This is a genomic window from Methylophaga marina, from assembly GCF_030296755.1.
Classification (GTDB): Bacteria; Pseudomonadota; Gammaproteobacteria; order Nitrosococcales; family Methylophagaceae; genus Methylophaga; species Methylophaga marina.
The window spans coordinates 3,039,683-3,063,010 of sequence record NZ_AP027741.1 but is presented as its reverse complement, the minus strand read 5'-3'; the positions used below and the strand labels follow the sequence as shown (position 1 = coordinate 3,063,010).

The following is a 23,328-nucleotide window of genomic DNA, read 5'->3' as shown; positions in this document are numbered from 1 at the left end:
TACAAGCCATGACAGAATCGGTCATGCCCACATACGGACGTCTAGACGTCACTTTTAGTGAAGGTAAAGGCGCTTGGTTAACTGATACAGATGGAAAACGCTATCTCGATGCGTTAAGCGGTATTGCTGTATGTAATCTGGGGCATTGCCATCCTGCGGTGACGCGAGCTATTCAGCATCAGGCTGAAACATTAGTGCACACCTCTAATATGTACCATATCGCGTTACAGGAAAAACTGGCTGATAAGTTGACCGCTTTGTCTGGAATGGAGCAGGTGTTTTTTTCTAACTCTGGTGCAGAAGCCAATGAAGCTGCCATAAAAATTGCCCGTAAATATGGCCACAGTAAAGGTATCGATAAGCCTGTAGTAATAGTAATGGATGGCAGTTTCCATGGACGCACCATGGCAACATTGTCGGCTACAGGCAATGCAAAAGTCCAAGTAGGTTTTGATCCTCTCGTTCCTGGATTTGTTCGTGTTCCATATAACGATCTTGATGCTTTACGAATGGCAATTGGTCATTGGCCTGAGGCTGTAGCGGTCTTGCTTGAGCCTGTTCAGGGTGAGGGTGGTATCAAAATTCCTGATGCTGAGTATTTGGCAGGTGTGAGAGCCATCTGCACTCAACGCAAACTCTTAATGATGCTGGACGAAGTCCAAACAGGTATCGCGAGAACCGGGAAGTGGTTTGCCTATCAGCATAATGATGGCTTAATACCGGATGTGATGACCTTGGCCAAAGGTCTAGGTAACGGTATGCCAATTGGTGCTTGCCTTGTTGCTGGTAGTGCTGTGGGGATTCTACAGGCTGGTAACCATGGTTCTACGTTTGGCGGTAATCCTCTTGCATGTAGTGCAGCATTGAGTGTTTTAGATACGATTGAACAAGAAGGGGTGTTAGGTCATGTGAATGACCTAGGCAAGCAAATGCTGACGGCTTTCCAAAAACAACTTGTCGGTAAGCCTGGCGTAAAGGACATACGTGCTCATGGTTTTATGTTAGGTATAGAGTTAACTATGCCTTGTGCTGAATTAGTTAAAAAAGCGTTAGCCGATGGATTATTAATCAATGTCACCGCTGATTCAGTTATTCGTCTACTACCACCACTCATCATTAACTCTGAAGAAGCATCCATGATTGTGGAAAAAGTAAGTAAGCTTGTACTCGATTTTTTATCATCACAACAGGTTGAGAGTGTAGCCTAGCAATGAGACATTTTTTGACATTAAAAGACCTGACTTCAGAAGAGCTACAAGCATTAATCAATCGCGCATCTGAACTCAAAAAAATGCAGCATCAAGGCGAAATTTATCAGCCTTTAAAGAATAAAGTGCTAGCGATGATATTTGAAAAATCATCTACTCGCACACGCGTATCGTTTGAGTCAGCCATGATTCAGTTTGGCGGTGGCTCTATTTTCTTGTCGCCAGATGACACTCAGCTTGGACGAGGTGAACCAGTAGAAGACTCAGCACGCGTGATTTCTTCTATGGTTGATGCGGTGATGATACGTACATTTGAACATGCCAAGCTAGAAACATTTGCAAAGTATTCTTCAGTCCCTGTTATTAATGCGTTGACTGATGATTTCCATCCATGCCAATTATTAGCTGATATGCAAACTTATCAGGAACATCGTGGTTTCATCAAAGGTAAGAAAGTGGTCTGGATTGGGGATGGCAATAATATGTGTCATTCATACATTAACGCTGCACAGCAATTTGGGTTTGAATTACATATAGCAACGCCAGCAGGATACGAGCCTAAGTCTGAAGTTGTGTCTGCTGTTGAAGCGAAAATCGAGTTATTTAACAGTGCTGCTGAGGCTGCTAAAGATGCCGACCTAGTCGTCACCGATGTGTGGGCGAGCATGGGACAAGAGGAAGAGCAACGCAAACGAGAGCAAGCCTTTGCCGATTTCCAAGTGAATAACGACATTATGAAAGTAGCTGCAAAAGATGCTTTATTTATGCATTGTTTGCCAGCTCATCGTGGTGAAGAAGTGACCGCTGAAGTGATTGATGGTGATCAAAGTGTTGTCTGGGACGAAGCAGAGAATCGTCTGCATGCCCAAAAAGCATTATTAGAATTTTTATGTGCGGATAGAGCTTAGTTTAACTAAGCTCTTTTTCTAAGGCTGTCAGACGCTCCAGTGTGCCAATATCTGACCACTGCCCTTTATAGAGTTCTCCAGTCATCCTGTTATCTTGTATCACTTTCTCGAAAATAGGCTTAAGTGCTTTACGTTCAACCGGTAAGTGTTTAAATAATCTTGGATGGTAAAGTCCCATTCCACTAAACGTGAACTTTTTATTTCCTGAAAGCATCACACAGCCATTTTCGGCGAGTGCAAAATCGCCATCAGCATTGTGCTTTGGGTTATTCACCATGACTAAATGGCAGTCACAATTTTGCTGAAGTGAATACTTTGCCAAGTTAGAAAAATCATAGTCAGTCCATATATCACCATTGACTACGATAAATGGCTCATCCCCCAATAAAGGTAATGCCTGAGCTATACCGCCTGCAGTTTCTAAACTACCTTCATTTTCCGGTGAATACGTGATGCGACAACCATAGCGTTCACCAGTTCCTAGAGCGACAGGGAATTGCTCGCCCAGATGAGCATAATTAATCACAATCTCATCAACACCAGCTGCCACTAGATTTTCAATAAGGTATTCAATCAGTCTTTTTTTCCTGCTTTTACAAGCGGTTTAGGAGTGTGATCTGTTAATGGTCGTAAACGTTCACCGCGACCAGCTGCTAAAATCATTGCTTTCATTTAATTGCCACTATTTCTGGGGTGTTACTCATAAATTCATATAAAGGAGCAAGCGCTTCATAACGTTCACAGACGTCAAAAACATATTGAAGAGTTAATGGTAAGTCATTGAGGTAATTAGCTTTACCATCACGATAGTTTAGGCGGCAAAAGATACCAAGCACCTTAAGGTGGCGCTGTAAACCTGTCATATCGAACCAACGTTGCAAGTGATGACTTTCCTCATAATTTAGCAACTTAGCCTCAATGGCCACTGATTTATAATACTCAAGCCATGACTGTTGTTGTTCATACGGCCACTGAATGTAGCAGTCTTTTAGTAAAGACACGAGATCATAGCTAATAGGACCAATAACGGCATCTTGAAAATCTATAATGCCAAGTGAGTTCTCTTTACATACCATCAGATTTCGACTGTGATAATCACGATGCACAAAGCACACTGGTTGATGTTTAATTTCTTCGATTAAAAAATCGTAGATAATTGATAATGACTCCGGTGCTTTGATGGATAAATGTCTACCTAAAAACCAATCTGGAAACAGTGACATTTCATCACGTAATTTTTTTCATCGTATAGCGGTAATCCAGCCGTTGCCTCTTGTGGCCTGGACTGTTGCATTTTAACCAGTTCATCAATCGCTGCACGATAGAGTGTGTCTGAATTCCCGTGTGCTAATGCTTTCAAAAATGAAATATCACCCAGATCACTCAGCATCAGAAAACCGTTATCTTCATCCTTGTGGAAAATGTGGGGCACTGCAACATCAAACTTTGCAAGAAACTCATCAATATTGATAAAACTACTTATATTTTCATGCTCGGGTGGGGCGTCCATCAGAATATATGTATCGTTAACTGTGTGTAGCCGAAAGTATCGTCTAAAGCTGGCATCACTTGAAGCAACAGTAATGCTGAATGGCTCATCAGGGAATAGTTTTTTTACCCAATCAGTAAGCTGATTAAGTCGGTTATCATCGGTTGTGTTAATCATTTAATGTTTTACTCAAATATATGACACAGTTTTTTTGAGTGAATCAGGTATTGAATTGCACTTTATTTAGCTGTGTAAAAGTCATGCATGAAAATTATGTTGTTCTGGCGTATTATCGGGAATTATTTCCTGCTGGTTGAGTCAATCAATATTCATAACTCAACATAGTATTTGCAACAATGGAGTCGCCATGAAAAAAATTTTAGTATCTGCTTTATTAATAACAGCCTCATCAGTTGTCTTTGCACAAGAGTATGTCACACCTGCTGATATGCCAGAGCAAGCACAAACAAAAATGTACTCTATTTTGACTGACTACAATAAATGTATGATGCAAGGGCATCTAACTAGCAACTATCAAGGCAACAATCCACAAGAAGCCGCACAAAATATTTTGCAGAGTTGTGAAACACACCTTGATGAATTGAAAACGCATTTATCATCGAATGATGTTGAAACAAGTCTTGTTGAAGGTATGGCCAAATCGATGCGCTCTAAAGCAGCTCGTCAACTGATGACAAAAACAATGAACAACTATGCGGCTCAGGCATCAGCAATGGCAAATGCTGAAAAACTGAAACAACAATCAGAAAATCAAGAATAATAGATATCCACTACTCATTGGGTTGAAGAATATCGACACCTTCGTTACTCAACAACTCAATGAGTTTTATGAGTGGTAGACCTATCAAGCTATTAGGATCATCACCCTCTAAACGACTGAATAAACTGATCCCGAACCCTTCGGATTTAAAGCTGCCCGCACATTGGTAGGGTTTTTCTTGATTCAGATAGTATTCAATCTGCTTTTCCGTTAACTCTCTAAAATGCACAGTGAATGGTTCAACAATATGCTGCATTGTCTGATTTTCTGCATTGTACAAGGCAAGGCCAGTATAAAAAGTGACGGATTTTCCTGAAGCCATCATTAATTGCTGAATCGCTGTCTGATGGTTACCTGGCTTACCCAAAATATTGCCATCTGCAACAGCAACCTGATCTGAACCGATAATGAGTGCTTGCGGATAGGTTTCAGCAATGAGCCGTGCTTTTTCTTGAGCCAGTCGCTCGACTAATGCCGGTGCTGACTCACCTTCCAGCTGTGTCTCGTCAATATCAGGCGAATGCTGAATGAAATTAATCTGCAGCTTTTTAAGTAGTTCAGCTCTGAAAGGTGAGCTTGAGCCAAGAATAAGAGTTTGTATCATGATTATAAAATTTTAAGTGATAACGGTTGGCGCTGTTCTGCCTGTCAGTTCAGTAATTTTGGCTAGTTCATCAGCGAGTTGAATAAGGTCAGCTAGTGCGAATTGCGTGTCAGTGTTTAATTGTTCAGGATCATCTTGATAGGATTCAATATAAACCCGTAATGTGGCACCCTCAGTACCTGTACCGGATAGACGGAATATGATTCTGTCACCACCCTCAAAACCAATACGAATGCCTTGTTTTTCTGCAATACTATCGTCAATTGGGTCATGGTAGCTGAAGTTATCTGCATAACTAACGATACGCTTACCAAGCTGCTGTTGAGGTAATGTCGGTAGTTGAAGCTGTAAGTGTTCAATCAGGGCTTCTGCTTGTTCAGTGGGTACACCTTCATAATCATGTCGAGTGTAGTAATTACGCCCAAATGTTAACCAATGTTGATTAACTAATTCCGCCACCGATTGTTGTTTCACGGCCAGAATATTTAGCCAGAAAAGTACAGCCCATAAGCCATCTTTTTCACGAATGTGATTAGAACCTGTGCCAAAGCTCTCTTCGCCACATAAAGTCACGCGGTTTGCATCAAGCAAGTTACCAAAGAATTTCCAGCCAGTCGGCGTTTCAAAGCATTCAACCCCTAATTTTTCGGCTACGCGGTCTGCGGCCTGACTGGTTGGCATGGAACGAGCAATACCAGTGATACCATTTTTATATGCTGGTACAAGCTGAGCATTGGCCGCAAGAATAGCCAAGCTGTCAGAAGGGGTCACAAAAAATTGTTTCCCCAGGATCATATTGCGATCACCATCGCCGTCTGAGGCAGCACCAAAATCCGGGGCGTTATCTGAGAATAACTCGGTCACAAGTTCTTCAGCATAGGTTAGGTTCGGATCTGGGTGGCCATTACCAAAATCAGGTAATGGAATGCCGTTTATGACAGTCCCTTTAGGTGCTCCCAGCAAGTTTTCTAATATCTCAATGGCGTAGGGTCCGGTGACCGCATGCATTGCATCAAATCGCATTGAAAAATCGCTTGTGGTGATAAATGTTTTGATTTTTGGAAAATCAAAAATAGACTGCATTAACTGTGCATAATCTGAGACGGGATCAATCACTTCAACTGTCATTGAGCCCAGCGTTTGCTGCCCTAATTTGTGAAGTGCAATATCGGCTGCATTAGAGATTTTATATTCAGTAATTTCAGCAGAATGTTCATAAATTTTACTAGTAATTGATTCCGGGGCAGGCCCACCATTACTGGTGTTAAATTTGATACCAAAGTCACCATCAATACCTGCCGGATTGTGGCTTGCCGACAAAATCAAACCGCCAAAGGCTTTGTATTTCCGGATAACACATGACGCGGCAGGTGTAGAAAGAATACCATTCTGACCGACCCAAACATGCGAAAAACCATTAGCTGCAGCCATTTTTAGAATGATTTGTATCGCCGTTTGATTGTAATAGCGACCGTCACCACCAACCACTAAGGTTTTATCCTCACAATCACCTAGCGCATTAAAAGTGGATTGAATAAAGTTTTCCAGATAATGAGATTGCTTAAAGACACTGACTTTTTTTCGTAAACCTGAAGTGCCCGGTTTTTGTCCTTCGAATGGGCTGGTATTGATCGTCGAGATTGGCATAAAGCTTTCCTAAAATGAGTTATGTGAGCATCATAAATACTAAACTCACGTTACTTGAATTGAATCCACTATACTAAGTCCATGAATAAGCCTCAACACATTGATAAAGCCCAATTGATGCGTATAGCCACCTATGCATCTGTTGTTACGGCTATTACTCTGATAATCGTGAAGCTATTTGCTTGGTTTCTCACTGACTCGGTGAGCATTCTGGCAACACTTGTTGACTCGAGTCTTGATGTGCTCGCATCTGTTTTGAATATGATTGCTGTGCATCATGCGTTACAGCCCGCAGACAGAGAACATCGTTTCGGACATGGCAAGGCAGAGTCTCTGGCCGGACTGGGCCAATCTATGTTCATTGCAGGCTCAGCCGGCATACTGCTTCTTCAGGCTATAAACCGATTGTTTAAACCTGAAGCTATGGAGCAGGGTATGACCATCGGAATCGCTGTGATGGTGTTTTCTATCATCGCCACGTTTGCGTTGATGGTATTCCAGAACTACGTGATAAAACAAACGGACTCGACGGCAATCAAAGCTGATGCCTTACATTACAAAACCGACTTACTGGTTAATGGTGGTGTTATTCTGGCGCTTGTATTGAGTCTGAATGGTTGGACATTATCAGATCCGCTTATCGCTATTGCTATTGCCTTATTCATATTACACAGTGCATGGGGGATTGTAAGAGAGTCGATTGATTTACTAATGGATCATGAGTTGCCTGATAATGAACGAGAAAAAATTAGTGCTCTGGTTTTAAAACATCCTCAAGCGCGTGGCTTACATGATCTTCGTACACGACGATCGGGGACAACAGTGTTTATTCAACTTCATCTTGAATTGGATGAAACATTGAGTTTGAGGCAAGCTCACGACATTGCGGATGCACTTGAACGAGAGATAGCTGATTTGTTTGATGAAGCGGAAGTCATCATTCATGAAGATCCTATTACACATTTACCGCTGTAGCCTTAACATAAAGTGAATACAATACAACGATGATTTCGTATAATTAGTACACAACAATATTGAGGCCAGTACGATTATTAATTTAGATTTATCCATTCAAGTAGCCATTGCTACAGCGATTTTTTTCCTGTTGTGTATTGCATTCATCATTAGACGTAAAAGAAAGCGTTCTTTTTACTCTCGCAAATTAGAGCGTGCATTACAGACTGTCAAAAAAGAAGAAGCAAAATCGATAATCATTCCTGACGGGTTGGGGGGAATGATTGAAATTGAACGTTTAGTACTGATTGAACAAGGATTGTTAATTATTGAAACTTATCCCATGTCAGGTCACTTGTTTGGGGCTGATCATATCGATCAATGGACCCAGATCATTGATGGCAGAAGTTTTAAATTTACTAACCCACTGCATAGAATCTATAACTCCAAACACGCACTTCAGACACTGGCACCGAAGATTCCTATTTTTTGCCGAATCGTGTTTTCTGAAAATAGTAACTTTCCAAAAGGCAAACCCGAGGAGGTGTCTGTCATTGATAGTTTGAGTGACGACCTCAAAAGTCTTTCTGAATATCCCAGTATAAATCAACAAGGGCAGATTGCCTGGGAGCGTATTATCCGAGTTGCACGGACTGATGGACAGTCATTATTAAGGGATGTTTGAACCATGATGGATACAAAACCGCTTGTTCTCGCTATTTCATCTCGCGCCTTATTTGACTTGGATGAAAGTCATCGCATCTATGAAGATCAGGGCACAGAAGCTTATTGTCGCTATCAAATAGAAAATGAAGATGTCCCCTTAGCGCCAGGCGGTGCCTTTAGTCTGGTACGTAAATTACTCGCGTTAAATGACAACAACCCAAACACACCCAAGGTTGAGATTATTTTATTGTCTCGCAATAGTGCTGATACGGGGCTTCGTGTTTTTAATTCTATTCAACATCATGGATTAGCCATTACCCGCGCAGTATTTACATCTGGAAGCAGTCCGTATCGTTATGTGGCGCCGTTTAATGCACATTTATTTTTATCAACCAGTCCTGAGGATGTCGGAATGGCGTTAGAAGCAGGTATTGCTGCTGCGACAATTCTGCCTTCACACATTAGGAATAATAATGATAGCGATCAACTTAGAATTGCATTTGATGGTGATGCCGTTCTGTTCTCTGACGATTCGGAGCGAATTTTCAAAGAAAAGGGATTAAAAGCATTTACTGAAAATGAACAACAGACCGCACGTGAACCTCTGCCTGGTGGGCCGTTTAAAGATTTTTTAATGGCGCTAAATCAAATTCAGACGGAATATGGCGAAAATGCTTCACCGATTAGAACAGCACTGGTAACTGCGCGATCTGCACCAGCACATGAACGTGTTATCAGAACGCTAAGGGCTTGGGAGATCCGTATCGACGAAGCAATATTTCTAGGTGGCATGGACAAAGGACCATTTTTAAAATCATTTGGCGCTGACATATTTTTTGATGATCAAGAAAAGCATTGTCAATCAGCGCTTGAGCACGTCGCTACAGGCCATGTGCCACATGGTGTAGCTAATCAGAAAAAGTCTTTGGATTAATTTTGAATGGAAAACGCTGCACTTTCTAATTGGGTCAAACAACTTAGTGAAGTGGATATGCCGATCTTTTCGGGAACGGTTGCCAACGTCACAAAAGCTCTAAATAGTGGAAAAAGTTCAGCGTCAGATGTTGCCAATATTATTCTTCAAGATGCCTCTTTGACCAGCCGGGTTTTAAAAGCGGTTAATACTGTTCATTTCAATCCAACCAAGCACAGTATCAGCACGGTATCTCGTGCAGTCATGGTCATGGGCTTTGAGCAAATCAAGGTCTTAACCCTGTCAATGGCCCTGATTGACAATTTACAAGCAGGTGAACAGCGTACACAACTGATACAAGAAATGGCATTTGCTTTTCATGCTGCTACTCAGGCACGAGAATTTGCTAAGCATTTAAAGCGCAATGATGCTGAAGATATCTTTATAGCAACGTTACTTTCGCGTCTGGGCTATATGGCTTTTTGGGCATTTGCTGATAAAGAAAGTCAGGTCTTACTCAATGATTTACAAAAAGATAATGAATCCACCCAAGCAGAACTGAAGGTCTTAGGGTTCAGGATTGTCGACTTAACCAAAGCTTTGTGTCATGACTGGGCTTTAGGCGATTTGCTGAATGATTATCTTAATAACCGATTATCAGAAAAAAATACCCAGCTTATTTCATTAGCCATTGATGTGGCTGAATCTGCCCAGCATGGCTGGAATGAAGCTGAGCTTGAGCTTGTCGCGAAACAGGCTTCAAGTATCTGTGAGCTTTCAATTGAAAAAGCGAAAAACCTGGTTCTATTAAATGTCAATAAAGCAAAAGAACTCACTATTTTATACGGTAGCGAGCAAATAAGCCGTGCTATACAGCTCCCAGATTACTTAGATGAGCATCATGAAAAGACAGATGTGCCCGACGTTAACAATCATAATAAAAAGTTGGAAGCTGATTTTGATTACCTGATGAAAGTATCTCAGGAAATGGTACAAGCCCTTGAAGACATACCATTACCCTCGATTAACATCATGCTTGAGATGACTCTAGAAGGATTGATACGTGGCTTAGCCATGGATCGAGCCATATTCATGATATTGAATGAGGCTAAAACTGACTTAATTTGTAAGTCAGTTTTAGGTGAGCAGACAGAATATCTCAAACAGCGATTAACCATCACTTTAGACAAGAATCCAGCTTTTAGTCTATGCGTAGAGCAGCGCCATGCCGTATTTGTATCAGTTGACGAAGCAGGTCAGCTTTCCAAGCAGATACAAACCACATTAGGTAATCCGCCGCATTTGCTGATGCCTGTCGTGGTTAAAAACAAAGTTATTGGTATTTTTATGGCTGATCGACATCAAACTCAGCGAGAAATTTCTCAACAAGAATTCATTGCATTTCAGCAGTTTTGCCAACAAACAAACATGGGAATTAGTTTTTTAGCAATTCAAGGCTAGTTTTATAGGAATGTTATCGCTATAATAGCCGACTTCTTTCAGGCATCAGGCATGTCTGATAAATAAATATGCGAGAGTGGCGGAATTGGTAGACGCGCTGGATTTAGGTTCCAGTAGGGTAACCTGTGAGAGTTCGAGTCTCTCCTCTCGTACCATTACTACAAATAGGCGGATGGCGAAACCGCCATGCCTAAATCCCCATGTTTGAGGTTAGAGAATGCAAGTTACTGTAGAAAACGTGAGCGAACTTGGTCGCCGTATGACCGTCACAGTCGAAGATGCCAATATCGAACAAGCAGTACAGGATCGCCTTAAGTCAATTAGACCTAATGTGAAAATGGCCGGTTTCCGTCCAGGTAAAGTACCGATGAACATGGTCGCGAAAACACACGGTCCATCAGCTCGTCGCGAAGTAATCGACTCTCTTGTACAAGAAAGCATGCGTGAAGCCTTCACTCAAGAAGGAATCAACCCAGCAAGTCCTCCTCATATAGATAGCATGGATGAAAAAGGCAGCAACTTCATCTATACACTCAACTATGAAGTCTTCCCTGAAGTAGACAATGTCAAACTAGACGATATCAACTTGGAAAAAACAGTTGCTGAAGTCACTGATGAAGACGTTGACCGGATGCTTGAAACATTACGCGAACAACGAATGACATGGGAACCTTTAAAACGTGGTGCAAAAGATGGTGATGGCGTCACCATTGATTTTGTTGGCACCATCGATGGTGAAGAATTCCAAGGTGGTAAAGGCCAGGATGTACTTCTTGAGCTTGGTCAGGGCCGTATGTTGCCAGAGTTTGAAGAGCAATTGATTGGCAAAAAAGCGGATCAAGAAGTAGATGTGACATTGACATTCCCTGAAGACTACCGCGCTGAGCATTTACAAGGTAAAGAAGCTAAGTTCGCAGTGACAGTTAAACAAGTCGCTAAGAAAAAGCTACCTAAGCTAGATAAAGAATTTGCAGCACTATGCGGTGTTGAAGAGGGTATTGCCGCATTGAAAAAGAAGTTCGCGCTAATATGGAACGTGAACTTAAGTCTGCACTAAAAACGTTAAACAAACGCAAAGCGATGGATTCGATAGCAGAAAATAATGACATCGCTCTACCATCAGCGCCAGTAGAGCGTGAAGCTCAGTATCTAGTAGAACAAGCAAAGAACAATCTCCGCAATCAAGGCGTGAATGTCGAAGGCTTGCCATTTAATCCAGATAATTTTAAAGATAATGCAGAAAAACGCGTTAAGTTAAGTCTTTTGATTGGTAAGATTATTTCGGATAACGAAATTCGTCCTGATGAAGATCGCGTTAAAGAAGCTATTGACGCAATTGCTGCGAGCTATGAAGATCCAGAAGAAGTGGTTACTTTCTACATGAACAATCAAGAAAGATTGTCTGAAATTCAAATGACAGTCGTTGAAGACATGGTGGTTGAATGGATTTACGACCATGTTAAAGTAGAAGAGAGTACATCAACATTCTCAGACGTCGTTAATGCAGTGTCTAACTAATTAACAACGCTGATACTGAATGCAGCCCGTACTCATGTGAAATGGGTATGGGCTGTTTTTTTATTGGGACCTTGAAATTAGGATGGTTATGACAAATAAATTTTCTGGTGATGAAACCAGTATGATTCAGAATGCATTGGTACCTATCGTTGTAGAGCAAACATCTCGTGGTGAACGCTCGTATGACATCTTTTCTCGCTTATTAAAAGAACGTGTCATATTTTTAGTTGGTCCGGTAGAAGACCAAATGGCAAATTTGGTTGTTGCACAGTTACTATTTCTTGAATCGGAAAATCCTGATAAAGATATCCATCTATACATTAATTCACCTGGCGGCGCTGTTACAGCTGGCTTGGCAATTTACGATACGATGCAATTTATTAAACCCAATGTCAGCACATTGTGTATCGGACAAGCAGCCAGTATGGGGGCAGTATTGTTAGCCGGTGGTGCTGAAGGCAAACGTTATTGTCTACCTAACTCTCGTATTATGGTTCATCAACCATTAGGCGGATTCCAAGGACAGGCGTCTGACTTTGACATTCATGCAAAAGAGATTCTGAGTATTCGTGATCGTCTAAATGGAATTCTTGCAAAACATACTGGTCAAGATATAGAAGCTATTCGCAAAGATACTGATCGTGATAACTTCATGAATGGTGAACAAGCTGTTGAATACGGCTTAATTGACTCAGTATTGACAAGCCGACCTACAGAATAAGTAGTATCGGTCGATAAAATTTATAGATGACGCGTAAGGTAGTAAAAATATGAGTGACGACAAAAATAACGATGATAAATTGCTTTATTGCTCTTTTTGTGGAAAAAGCCAGCATGAAGTCAAGAAATTAATCGCTGGTCCATCCGTATTTGTGTGTGATGAATGCGTCGAACTATGTAATGACATCATCCGTGAAGAAATGCAGGAAATGGCTACTGAAGAGGCTGAATCAAAACTGCCAACGCCACGTGAAATTAACGAAGCACTTGATAACTATGTTATTGGGCAAGAAAGAGCGAAGCGTTATCTTTCTGTTGCAGTCTACAATCACTACAAGCGTCTCCGTACAGCGCACAAGGGAAGTGATGTTGAGCTTTCTAAAAGTAATATACTTTTAATCGGCCCGACTGGTAGTGGTAAAACATTGCTAGCAGAAACATTAGCAAGACAGCTAAATGTGCCTTTCACTATGGCTGATGCAACCACCCTGACTGAAGCGGGCTATGTCGGTGAAGATGTTGAAAATATCATTCAAAAGCTTCTACAAAAATGTGACTATGATGTCGACAAGGCTGAAACAGGTATCGTTTATATCGACGAGATAGATAAGATATCTCGTAAATCTGATAATCCATCTATCACACGTGATGTTAGCGGTGAAGGTGTACAACAAGCACTCCTCAAGCTGATTGAAGGCACGATTGCTTCTGTTCCTCCTCAAGGCGGAAGGAAACATCCTCAGCAAGAATTTTTGCAAGTTGACACCAGTAAAATCTTATTTATTTGTGGCGGCGCTTTTGCTGGTCTTGATAAAGTTATCAGAAACCGCACCCAGAAAGGTGGCATAGGTTTTTCTGCTGAAGTGAAAAGTGTTGACGATAATAGACCTTTGAGCGAGTCATTACGAACTGTCGAGCCTGAAGATCTGATTCAGTATGGGCTAATTCCTGAGTTTGTTGGTCGCTTACCTGTTGTTGCTACTCTGGATGAGCTTGACGAAAAAGCCTTAGTTCAGATTTTGACTGAACCGAAAAACGCGCTAACCAAGCAGTATCAGCAATTATTCAATATGGAAAATGCTGAGCTTGAGTTCAGAGATGATGCATTACGTGCGATTGCAAGGAAAGCAATGGAGAGAAAGACAGGTGCACGTGGGCTCCGTTCGATTATCGAAAATGTCTTACTTGATACCATGTTTGAGCTACCATCAGCCGATAATGTCTCAAAAGTGGTGATTGATGAGAGTGTCATCGCTGGTGAAAATGCACCAATTTTGATTTATGAAGATCAAAATACGGACTTAGCATCCGGCGACAAATAATCGGTCAAACGAACCATTCTGTTTACACACTAAATCAAGCATATTTCTCAATATGCTTGATTTTTTATTGTCTGTCCCCATATTAATTTTATGTTGAAAATTGGGTGTCGACAGACACATGTATGAGGTTTGCCTTAATGGAAAATGAATTAACCACCACTTCTAGCGATAACAGTATGAAGGTTGTCCCTGTTTTACCACTTCGTGATGTTGTCGTATATCCCTATATGGTAATACCGCTTTTTGTAGGGAGAGATAAATCTATCAAAGCCCTCGAACAAGCGACTGACGAGAGTAAACAGATTCTACTGGTGGCTCAGAAAGATTCTTCTGAAGATGCACCTGACACCGACGGTTTATATGAAACCGGCTCACTCGCGAATATTTTACAATTATTAAAACTGCCTGACGGAACAGTTAAAGTTTTGGTTGAAGGTGTTCAGCGTGCCAGTGTGGCCTACTTCACTAACCATGAAACTCACATAGAGGCTGAAGTCGCGCCGTTCTTAGATGAAGTTGATGACGATAGAGAAGCCGATGTTTTAATGCGGACCTTGCTAGGACAGTTTGAGCAGTACGTAAAACTGAACAAAAAAATACCACCAGAGGTTATTTCGTCGCTTTCCAGTATTGAAGATGTTTCGCGGATGTCTGATACCGTCGCAGCTCATATGACGTTAAAACTTGAAGACAAGCAAGCCTTGCTTGAAATGAGTGACGTTAAAGCCAGAGTCGAAAAGTTGATGGCTTTCCTTGAAGGTGAAATCGATATTCAACAAATTGAGAAACGTATTCGTAACCGCGTTAAAAAGCAGATGGAAAAAAGCCAACGCGAATATTATCTTAATGAGCAGTTAAAAGCGGTTCAAAAAGAACTCGGTGAAATTGACGAGGCTGGTAACGAAACTGACGAACTGGCTGCGAACATTGAGAAGGCAGGAATGCCGGCAGAAGCACGCGCTAAAGCTGATGCTGAACTTAAAAAGCTTCGAATGATGTCACCGATGTCTGCAGAAGCAACTGTTGTCAGAAACTATATTGAATCTTTGTTAGAAGTCCCTTGGAAAAAACGTTCTAAAGTGACCCTTGATTTAAACAAGGCTGAAAATGTCCTAGATGAAGATCACTATGGTCTGGAAAAAGTCAAAGAACGAATCGTTGAATACTTGGCTGTACAAAAGCGTGTCAAAAAATCAAAAGGTCCGATTCTTTGCCTGGTTGGCCCACCTGGTGTGGGTAAAACATCTATTGCTCAATCAATAGCCAGAGCCACTAATCGTAAATTTACAAGAATGGCTTTGGGTGGTGTTAGAGATGAGGCTGAAATACGCGGGCACCGTAGAACTTATATCGGCTCTATGCCAGGTAAAGTGATACAGAATATCTGTAAAACGGAAGTTAAAAACCCATTATTTCTATTAGATGAAATTGACAAAATGGCGCAAGATTTCCGTGGTGATCCTGCTTCTGCATTATTAGAAGTGTTAGATCCTGAACAAAACTCGACATTTGCTGATCATTATTTAGAAGTTGAATATGATTTATCTGATGTCATGTTTGTCTGTACAGCCAATACACTTAATATTCCTGACGCTTTGCGTGACCGTATGGAAATCATACGCCTTGCGGGTTACACAGAAGACGAGAAACTCAATATCGCGATGAAATATCTCTTGCCGAAAGCGATTAAAGATAACGGTCTTAAAGAGAAAGAAGTCGACATCAGAGAAGATGCGGTAATGGAAATTATCCGCCGATATACGCGTGAAGCTGGTGTGCGTAACTTACAGCGTGAAATCTCAAAAATCTGTCGCAAATTAGTTAAACAGATTTTGACGGAAAAGCCAGAACAACAAGTTGTCGTCACTGCTGAAAACATTGAAACCTACCTTGGTGTCTATCATTACCGTTACGGAATGGCCGAAGAGAGCGATCGTGTAGGTCAAGTAACCGGTCTGGCTTGGACAGAAGTTGGCGGTGAGCTCTTAACCATTGAGTCAGCGGTTATGCCGGGCAAAGGTAAGTCTGCCTATACCGGTAAACTGGGTGACGTTATGCAAGAATCTATTCAAGCAGCGACCACCGTTGTACGCTCACGTTCTGCTGACTGGGGGATAAGTGATGATTTCTTGCAAACACATGATTTGCACGTACACGTACCGGAAGGCGCAACACCAAAAGATGGGCCTAGTGCTGGTATCGGTATGTGTACAGCACTTGTTTCAGCGATTACAGGTATTCCTGTCAAAGCCAATGTGGCTATGACCGGCGAAATCACACTTCGTGGGGAAGTCTTAGCCATTGGTGGTTTAAAAGAAAAATTACTTGCTGCCCATCGCGGTGGTATCGATACAGTTCTGATACCTCACGATAACATCAAGGATTTAAAAGAAATTCCTGAAAATGTAAAACAAGGTTTGACTATTACACCGGTGAAATGGATTTATGAAGTGCTGGACGTTGCTCTGCAGCATATGCCATCACCTTCCGATGATGCGGGCGTGATTACCAGTGATAAAAATAAGTATCATGAGGTAAACTCACCTAGTCATCATTAAGTAATGGAGTAGCAGGTAATGACACTAGTACAAAAGCAACGCTTAATTGGCGCCGCCTTATTAGTTTTAGTGATTGGTGTCATTGCCTGGTTCTTATTAGCATCCGTTGCAAAAAAAGATATAGAAGATATCGTTGAAAAGCCTATTCCTTTTGACTCTGTTATCGAACCATTAGATGATGAGCCAGAACGAGACGAGCCAATTACCGAAGTCGATGTTAGCCTAACTGACGAAGGCGAAAAAATAGCAGAAAAAGATACACCTCTGCCAGAAAAACAAGATACTGCTCCAGCTCCAGCTCCAGCTCCAGCTCCAGCTCCAGCTCCAGCTCCAGCTCCAGCTCCAGCTCCAGCTCCAGCTCCAGCTCCAGCTCCAGCTCCAGCTCCAGCTCCAGCTCCAGCTCCAGCTCCAGCTCCAGCTCCAGCTCCAGCTCCAGCTCCAGCTCCAGCTCCAGAAGCTAAAAACAACGAAACGTTATGGGTGTTACAGCTCGCCAGTTTCGGTGTTCGTGATAATGCTGACGCTTTATCAAAAGAACTTGAGTCTATGGGCTACAATCCTTTGATTGAAATACTCAAAACAGACGATAAACCTATCTATCGTGTTCGCTTACAACCTGTTTCAGACCGCGATAAATTAGAAGAAACGGCTAAAATATTGAACAAAAAGTTGAAGTTATCTACGCAGATTTTGCAATATTAACAAGTGTTTTCAGCTAACTATCCAACCATGAAATATAACTGTAAAACTTCTGGGTTGTTGATAGTTAATCTGTTAAAATTTCTCGTTTAGATCGCAGCTGATTGCGGGGTAACTATGGTTTGGGTTGACTATCTGATAATTGGTCTGATTTTTATGTCAGCCGCTATCAGTATTGTCCGAGGCTTCATGAAAGAAGTACTCTCATTGGCTAGCTGGATTCTAGCTTTTTGGGTAGCCATACTTTTTTACTCAAACCTCTCAACATTGTTAGCTGAATATATATCAACGCCTTCAATAAGATTGTTTCTTGCTTTTTTCGTTTTATTTGCTGTGACGCTCATACTCGGTGCGATGGTTAACCATCTAATATCACAAGTTGTCGAAAAAACTGGACTAACGGGGACAGACCGCGCCCTCGGTATTATTTTTGGACTAATACGTGGTGTGGCGTTAGTGACTATTTTGGTTTTAGCCGCTGGTGCAACCCCTATGCCGGCAGATTCTTGGTGGCAAAACTCGATATTATTAGAACATTTTATCAAGTTAGCAGTGTGGGTACGTGATCTGTTACCAGCAGATATCGCCCAGCATATCAACTACAATTAACTTCCTGACAGGGCAAATTATGTGCGGAATTATTGGTATTGTTGGTCATTCTGAGGTTAACCAGGCCTTATATGATGGATTGACCGTATTACAGCATCGTGGACAAGATGCTGCTGGAATAATGACTTGTGACGATGATGGCAAGTTTTTTCTTCGTAAGGATAATGGTCTCGTCAAGGATGTCTTTCATACTCGCCATATGATTCGCCTAAAAGGAAAGATGGGTATTGGTCATATCCGCTATCCTACAGCTGGCTGTTCGACATCAGCTGAATCGCAGCCGTTTTATGTCAACTCTCCATTTGGTATTGCCCTTGCCCATAACGGTAACCTTACCAATACAAAAGTTCTGAAAGATGAATTATTTCAGACAGATCGTCGACATTTGAATACGGATTCTGATTCAGAAGTTTTGCTCAATGTATTAGCTCATGAGTTACAAAACAGCTCAAAATTAACACCTCAACCGCAAGATATTTTTAATGCGGTCGCACAGGTTCATCGTCGTTGCAGAGGCGCTTATGCTGCTGTTGCCATGATCTCAGGGGTTGGCGTCATGGCATTTCGTGACCCATATGGCATTCGACCAGCGGTCATCGGTAAACGCGAAACAGAGCAGGGTACAGAGTATGTTGTTGCCTCAGAAAGTGTTGCCGTTGATATTCTCGACTATGAATTAGTCCGTGATATTGAACCGGGTGAATGTGTCTTTATTGATACAAAAGGTAACTTCTATTCTCAGCAATGTGCTGAAAATCCAGTGAAATCACCTTGTATTTTTGAGTACGTTTATTTTGCTCGTCCTGACTCGATGATGGATGGCATTTCTGTGCATAAAAGTCGCATGCGCATGGGTACAAAACTCGCGCAGAAAATTAAACGTGAATTTCCTGAACACGATATTGATGTCGTTATTCCGATACCTGATACCAGTCGAAGTGCCGCTTTACAGCTTTCTTATGATTTGGGCGTCGTGTATCGAGAGGGCTTTATTAAAAATCGCTATATCGGTCGCACATTTATTATGCCTGGCCAAACCATGCGTAAGAAGTCCGTTCGTCAAAAATTAAATGCTATTGATTTAGAGTTCAGGGGCAAAAATGTTCTCTTAGTAGATGACTCTATTGTTCGTGGTACGACATCACAGCAAATTGTTCAGATGGCAAGAGATGCAGGCGCTAATAAAGTGTATTTAGCTTCTGCCGCGCCACCTGTTCGTTTCCCGAACGTTTACGGTATTGATATGCCATCAGCAAATGAATTTGTGGCTCATGATAGAAATGTTGAAGAAATATCAAAACAATTAGGTGTCGACTGGCTCGTCTATCAAGATCTTCCTGACTTGGTAGCGGCGATCAATAAAAAGTCGGACGTAGAGCGTTTTGATACATCATGTTTTGATGGTGAATACATTACTGGGGATATTGATGCGAACTACTTATATTACATCGATGCCATGAGAAACGATCTAAACAAACAAAACTCTGACAAAAGTAATGCTGTGATTGAGTTACACAATAATTGAATATGATTAGGCCAACAATGCATCCACTTTGCTGTTTTTCGATATTTCTTATATAATCCCGTCGATTATGCGCCAGCAATTACCAAAAGAAATTGATCCGTTTCGATTTTCTCATAATGGACGGGAACTTGAAGGTGAAATTGAACTGACAGAACTGTCACGTTTGAAGCCATCTTTATTTAGTGACTCAGGTACAGTCAAAATCAAAATGCGATTTGATATTGACCAAACCGGCACACCCTACATGCAAGGTAACTTTGTGACGACACTATCACTGACCTGTGAGCGGTGTATGGAAGAGTTACTCTACCCTGTAGAAGTCAATACGCTGTTAGGTTTGGTAAAGCATGAACGTCTTGTTAGCCGATTATCAGAGCAGTATGAGCCTTGGATAATTGACGAAACAGAGTTTGTGAACCCTGCTGACGTGGTTGAAGATGAATTAATCTTGGCACTTCCCCTGGTGCCTAAACATGATTTTGATTGTCTGCCGAAAGAAGTCTGGCAATCTGGGGATGAAGAGATAGAGGAGACACCTGAAAAACAGGCATCTCCGTTTGCAGTGTTATCTGCATTGAAATCAAAAAAATAATTTTGAATTTTTAAAAGGCTTAGGAGTTTTAGTCATGGCTGTTCAACAAAACAAAAAAAGTGCATCACGTCGTGGAATGCGTCGTTCACATGATGCGTTAACAGAAACAACATTATCTGTTGATTCTACATCAGGTGAGTTACACCGTCGTCATCACGTATCAGCTGATGGCTACTACCGTGGTCGTAAAGTCGTTGCGGATAAAAGCGAATAAGGCATAAACACAATTGAGCCTGACGATATCAATTGATGCAATGGGCGGGGATCACGGACCTCAAGTCGTGATCCCCGCTGCCATATCAGCATTAAAAAAACATCCAGATGTCACATTAATTCTTGTTGGTGATGAAGAAACTATTCATTCACACCTTCAAAAAAATGGTGTTGATAACGAACCAAGATTAATTGTCCATCATGCTTCTCAGCAGGTAGAGATGGATGAATTACCCTCCCAAGCACTACGCGGAAAGAAAGATTCCTCAATGCGAGTGGCTATTAACTTAGTCAAAGAAGGTCAAGCTGCTGCTTGTGTCAGTGCCGGTAATACTGGTGCCTTGATGGCTACAGCCAGATTTGTTTTAAAAACATTACCAGGTATCGAAAGACCCGCTATTGTTTCAGCTTTGCCAACGATGAAAGGGCATACCTATGTTCTGGATCTAGGGGCTAATGTTGATTCAAGTGCTGCACACCTGGTTCAGTTTGCTTTAATGGGCTCTGTTCTTGCTGAATTGGTTGATGGTAAAGATAAACCCAAGGTTGGCTTACTTAATATTGGTTCAGAAGAAATCAAAGGTAATGAGCGGGTAAAAGAAGCCTCTCGGCTGCTAGAGCAAACGGATCTTAACTACATCGGTTACGTTGAAGGTGATGGTTTATACCATGGTGAAGCAGATGTGCTTGTTTGTGACGGTTTTGTCGGCAATGTGGCGTTGAAAACGAGTGAAGGCGTTGTTCATATGATTCGTCATTACTTGCGACAATCATTTACCCGAAACTGGTTGACGAAATTGGCCGGATTAATTGCCTCACCAGTATTAAAACATTTCCGTAACGAGTTAGATCCGCGTGCATACAATGGTGCGAATTTAATTGGCTTACAAGGTATCGTGATTAAAAGTCACGGTGGCGCAGATGAGTTTGCGTTCGCTAATGCCATTAACATTGCTATTGTAGAAGCCGCCCAGGACGTACCTAAAAATATAACAAAACACTTGGAAGTGTTACTGGAAGGACAAGTATTGTGATGTATTCTCGTATAGCGGGTACAGGTAGCTATCTGCCAGAAAAAGTACTCAGCAATCATGATCTTGAGTCAATGGTAGAAACCAGTGATCAATGGATTAAAGAACGGACGGGAATCAAAGAGCGTCACATTGCTGCAGAGAATGAAACAACCACAGATCTGGCTTATCAAGCGTCTTTAAAAGCAATTGAAGCGGCTGGAATCAACAATGATGACATTGATCTGATTATTGTGGCGACGACGACACCGACACAAATATTTCCAAGTACTGCCTCATTATTACAAGCCAAACTTAACATCGCTGGCTGTCCTGCCTTTGATATTCAAGCTGTATGTACCGGTTTTGTTTATGCGCTGACTGTGGCCGATAAATTCATCAAATCTGGCGGTGTTAAGAATGTGCTTGTTGTTGGTGCTGAAACTATTTCACGCATCATCGATTGGACTGACAGAAATACATGTGTGCTATTTGGTGATGGGGCAGGAGCGGTAGTGCTTCAAGCCTCAGAACAGCATGGTATTATTTCAACACATATCCATTCAGATGGCAGTTTCAATCGTTTGTTACAAGTCCCAACGGGTCCCGGTTCCGTAGTGACTGATGAATCTCCATATATCGATATGCAGGGTAATGAAGTATTCAAGGTTGCCGTCAAAACGCTCAGTAGTATTGTTGATGAAACACTGGAGGCTAATCAGCTTGATAAAAGCGATATCGATTGGTTAATTCCCCATCAAGCTAATATTCGAATTATCGCGGCTACAGCACGAAAGCTACAGATGTCTATGGATCACGTTGTGGTTACTGTAGATAAACATGGTAATACTTCAGCGGCATCAATACCGTTGGCGCTTGATGTAGCGGTACGTGATGGTCGCATAAAACGTGGTGAGACTTTATTGTTTGAAGCCTTTGGTGGCGGATTCACATGGGGTTCAGCCCTTATTCAGTACTGATATTCAGGGGTAATGAATGAAATCAGCTTTTGTTTTTCCCGGTCAGGGATCTCAATCAATCGGTATGTTATCTGAGATAGCTACTGAACATGACATCGTTAAAGAAACATTCCAGCAAGCATCTGATGCACTTAATTATGATCTATGGGATTTAGTTTCAAATGGTCCTGAAGAATCGTTAAACCAGACAGACCGTACTCAACCTGCCATGTTAACAGCAGGTATTGCCATGTGGCGTGTATGGCAATCAGTTTCTGCTATCAAGCCAGATTATTTTGCTGGTCACAGTCTTGGTGAATATACAGCGCTTGTCGCTGCAGAAGCTATCGATTTTAGTGACGCTGTCAAATTGGTTGAATTACGTGGTCAATATATGCAGCAAGCTGTCCCTGCTGGTGAAGGTGCTATGGCTGCGATTCTTGGTCTGTCAGATGATATCGTACGTGATGTCTGCAGCGAAGCATCCATTATCGGTGTTGTTGAGGCTGTAAATTTTAACTCGCCTGGTCAGGTTGTCATTGCTGGTTCGACAGCTGCGGTAAAAAAGCCACTGAAATAGCAACAGAGAAAGGTGCAAAGCGCGCCTTAATACTGCCTGTAAGCGTGCCATCACACTGTGCATTAATGCGCCCGGCGGCTGAGCAATTAGCTCAAAAACTTGATGAAATTTCAATCCATATGCCAACAACGCCTGTTATCCACAATGCAAGCGTAACTGCAGCAGACGATGTGGTGTCTGTTAAATCGCTTTTAGCTCAGCAGTTATACAGTCCTGTCCGTTGGGTGGAAACAGTGCAGTGGTTTGCAGCAGAAAATGTGAGTCAACTTGTTGAGTGTGGTCCTGGAAAAGTCTTAGCAGGCTTAACAAAGCGTATCGATAAATCAGTTAACGCAGTGCCATTATTTGATTTGACCACGCTTGAGAAAGCACAACAAGCATTAGGAGAATAA

Annotated in this window: 23 protein-coding genes, 1 tRNA gene and 2 pseudogenes; 21 read left to right on the top strand and 5 right to left on the bottom strand. The window is 41.8% G+C overall.

The window, feature by feature from the left end; translation table 11 throughout:
• The first annotated feature begins 8 nt into the window (after window positions 1-8).
• Window positions 9-1,208, top strand: coding sequence for an aspartate aminotransferase family protein (locus tag QUE24_RS15530; RefSeq protein WP_286304687.1), 1,200 nt, complete (start codon window positions 9-11; stop codon window positions 1,206-1,208).
• Between the two features lie 2 nt (window positions 1,209-1,210).
• On the top strand, window positions 1,211-2,116 hold the full coding sequence (argF, locus tag QUE24_RS15525) for an ornithine carbamoyltransferase (RefSeq protein WP_286304686.1): 906 nt from the start codon (window positions 1,211-1,213) through the stop codon (window positions 2,114-2,116).
• A gap of 1 nt (window position 2,117) precedes the next feature.
• Here the strand turns inward: argF and murU are convergent.
• The 3 genes and pseudogenes from murU to QUE24_RS15510 all read right to left on the bottom strand — a co-directional run bounded on the left by murU (window position 2,118) and on the right by QUE24_RS15510 (window position 3,782).
• Window positions 2,118-2,779, bottom strand: a pseudogene (gene murU / locus QUE24_RS15520) (N-acetylmuramate alpha-1-phosphate uridylyltransferase MurU).
• Between the two features lie 5 nt (window positions 2,780-2,784).
• Complete coding sequence (locus tag QUE24_RS15515; protein WP_286304685.1) at window positions 2,785-3,339, bottom strand: aminoglycoside phosphotransferase family protein; 555 nt, start codon at window positions 3,337-3,339, stop codon at window positions 2,785-2,787.
• Window positions 3,312-3,782, bottom strand: coding sequence for a phosphotransferase (locus QUE24_RS15510; RefSeq protein WP_286304684.1), 471 nt, complete (start codon window positions 3,780-3,782; stop codon window positions 3,312-3,314). The genes QUE24_RS15515 and QUE24_RS15510 overlap by 28 nt, the downstream gene beginning before the upstream one ends.
• Window positions 3,783-3,972: 190 nt before the next feature.
• On the opposite strand from QUE24_RS15510, the gene QUE24_RS15505 reads away from it, so the two are divergent.
• On the top strand, window positions 3,973-4,386 hold the full coding sequence (locus QUE24_RS15505; protein ID WP_286304683.1) for a hypothetical protein: 414 nt from the start codon (window positions 3,973-3,975) through the stop codon (window positions 4,384-4,386).
• Between the two features lie 10 nt (window positions 4,387-4,396).
• On the opposite strand, the gene QUE24_RS15500 is transcribed toward QUE24_RS15505, so the two are convergent.
• The gene (locus tag QUE24_RS15500; protein ID WP_286306142.1) at window positions 4,397-4,987 is read right to left on the bottom strand and encodes a Maf family protein; all 591 of its coding nucleotides are present in this window, start codon (window positions 4,985-4,987) and stop codon (window positions 4,397-4,399) included.
• Between the two features lie 15 nt (window positions 4,988-5,002).
• On the bottom strand, window positions 5,003-6,637 hold the full coding sequence (locus QUE24_RS15495) for an alpha-D-glucose phosphate-specific phosphoglucomutase (protein WP_286304682.1): 1,635 nt from the start codon (window positions 6,635-6,637) through the stop codon (window positions 5,003-5,005).
• 81 nt (window positions 6,638-6,718) lie between these two features.
• Between QUE24_RS15495 and QUE24_RS15490 the strand changes: the two genes are divergently transcribed.
• From QUE24_RS15490 to fabD, 18 genes and pseudogenes are all read left to right on the top strand, one after another.
• Entirely contained in the window at window positions 6,719-7,612 is an 894-nt protein-coding gene (locus QUE24_RS15490) for a cation diffusion facilitator family transporter (protein ID WP_286304681.1), read from the top strand.
• 130 nt (window positions 7,613-7,742) lie between these two features.
• Window positions 7,743-8,276, top strand: coding sequence for a nuclease-related domain-containing protein (locus QUE24_RS15485; protein WP_286304680.1), 534 nt, complete (start codon window positions 7,743-7,745; stop codon window positions 8,274-8,276).
• A 6-nt stretch (window positions 8,277-8,282) separates the two neighbouring features.
• Window positions 8,283-9,191, top strand: coding sequence for a 5'-nucleotidase (locus tag QUE24_RS15480; RefSeq protein WP_286306141.1), 909 nt, complete (start codon window positions 8,283-8,285; stop codon window positions 9,189-9,191).
• Window positions 9,192-9,197: 6 nt separating this feature from the next.
• The gene (locus tag QUE24_RS15475) at window positions 9,198-10,631 is read left to right on the top strand and encodes an HDOD domain-containing protein (protein WP_286304679.1); all 1,434 of its coding nucleotides are present in this window, start codon (window positions 9,198-9,200) and stop codon (window positions 10,629-10,631) included.
• 70 nt (window positions 10,632-10,701) lie between these two features.
• Window positions 10,702-10,786: transfer RNA gene (locus tag QUE24_RS15470), tRNA-Leu, on the top strand.
• Between the two features lie 62 nt (window positions 10,787-10,848).
• Window positions 10,849-11,688, top strand: coding sequence for a trigger factor (gene tig / locus QUE24_RS15465; RefSeq protein ID WP_286304678.1), 840 nt, complete (start codon window positions 10,849-10,851; stop codon window positions 11,686-11,688).
• Window positions 11,661-12,149, top strand: coding sequence for a trigger factor (locus QUE24_RS15460; protein ID WP_286304677.1), 489 nt, complete (start codon window positions 11,661-11,663; stop codon window positions 12,147-12,149). Before tig ends, QUE24_RS15460 begins: the two co-directional genes overlap by 28 nt.
• An 88-nt stretch (window positions 12,150-12,237) precedes the next feature.
• Window positions 12,238-12,870, top strand: coding sequence for an ATP-dependent Clp endopeptidase proteolytic subunit ClpP (clpP, locus tag QUE24_RS15455; RefSeq protein ID WP_286304676.1), 633 nt, complete (start codon window positions 12,238-12,240; stop codon window positions 12,868-12,870).
• Window positions 12,871-12,919: 49 nt separating this feature from the next.
• Window positions 12,920-14,191 (top strand): ATP-dependent Clp protease ATP-binding subunit ClpX, encoded by a 1,272-nt coding sequence (gene clpX / locus QUE24_RS15450; protein WP_286304675.1) that lies wholly within the window; start codon window positions 12,920-12,922, stop codon window positions 14,189-14,191.
• A 137-nt stretch (window positions 14,192-14,328) separates the two neighbouring features.
• Window positions 14,329-16,749 carry an endopeptidase La gene (gene lon / locus QUE24_RS15445; protein ID WP_286304674.1) on the top strand — a complete coding sequence of 807 codons (2,421 nt, stop codon included), beginning with the start codon at window positions 14,329-14,331 and terminating at the stop codon, window positions 16,747-16,749.
• Window positions 16,750-16,767: 18 nt separating this feature from the next.
• The gene (locus tag QUE24_RS15440; protein WP_286304673.1) at window positions 16,768-17,451 is read left to right on the top strand and encodes an SPOR domain-containing protein; all 684 of its coding nucleotides are present in this window, start codon (window positions 16,768-16,770) and stop codon (window positions 17,449-17,451) included.
• A 114-nt stretch (window positions 17,452-17,565) separates the two neighbouring features.
• Window positions 17,566-18,057, top strand: coding sequence for a CvpA family protein (locus QUE24_RS15435; RefSeq protein ID WP_286304672.1), 492 nt, complete (start codon window positions 17,566-17,568; stop codon window positions 18,055-18,057).
• 19 nt (window positions 18,058-18,076) lie between these two features.
• Window positions 18,077-19,582 carry an amidophosphoribosyltransferase gene (purF, locus tag QUE24_RS15430; RefSeq protein WP_286304671.1) on the top strand — a complete coding sequence of 502 codons (1,506 nt, stop codon included), beginning with the start codon at window positions 18,077-18,079 and terminating at the stop codon, window positions 19,580-19,582.
• 67 nt (window positions 19,583-19,649) lie between these two features.
• Window positions 19,650-20,174 (top strand): YceD family protein, encoded by a 525-nt coding sequence (locus QUE24_RS15425; RefSeq protein ID WP_286304670.1) that lies wholly within the window; start codon window positions 19,650-19,652, stop codon window positions 20,172-20,174.
• A 34-nt stretch (window positions 20,175-20,208) separates the two neighbouring features.
• Window positions 20,209-20,388: a 50S ribosomal protein L32 gene (gene rpmF / locus QUE24_RS15420; RefSeq protein WP_007145145.1), complete on the top strand. Its 180-nt coding sequence runs from the start codon at window positions 20,209-20,211 to the stop codon at window positions 20,386-20,388.
• Between the two features lie 13 nt (window positions 20,389-20,401).
• Window positions 20,402-21,421 carry a phosphate acyltransferase PlsX gene (gene plsX / locus QUE24_RS15415; RefSeq protein WP_286304669.1) on the top strand — a complete coding sequence of 340 codons (1,020 nt, stop codon included), beginning with the start codon at window positions 20,402-20,404 and terminating at the stop codon, window positions 21,419-21,421.
• Entirely contained in the window at window positions 21,418-22,377 is a 960-nt protein-coding gene (locus QUE24_RS15410) for a beta-ketoacyl-ACP synthase III (RefSeq protein WP_286304668.1), read from the top strand. Before plsX ends, QUE24_RS15410 begins: the two co-directional genes overlap by 4 nt.
• 16 nt (window positions 22,378-22,393) lie before the next feature.
• Window positions 22,394-23,328 (top strand): annotated as a pseudogene (gene fabD, locus QUE24_RS15405) (ACP S-malonyltransferase).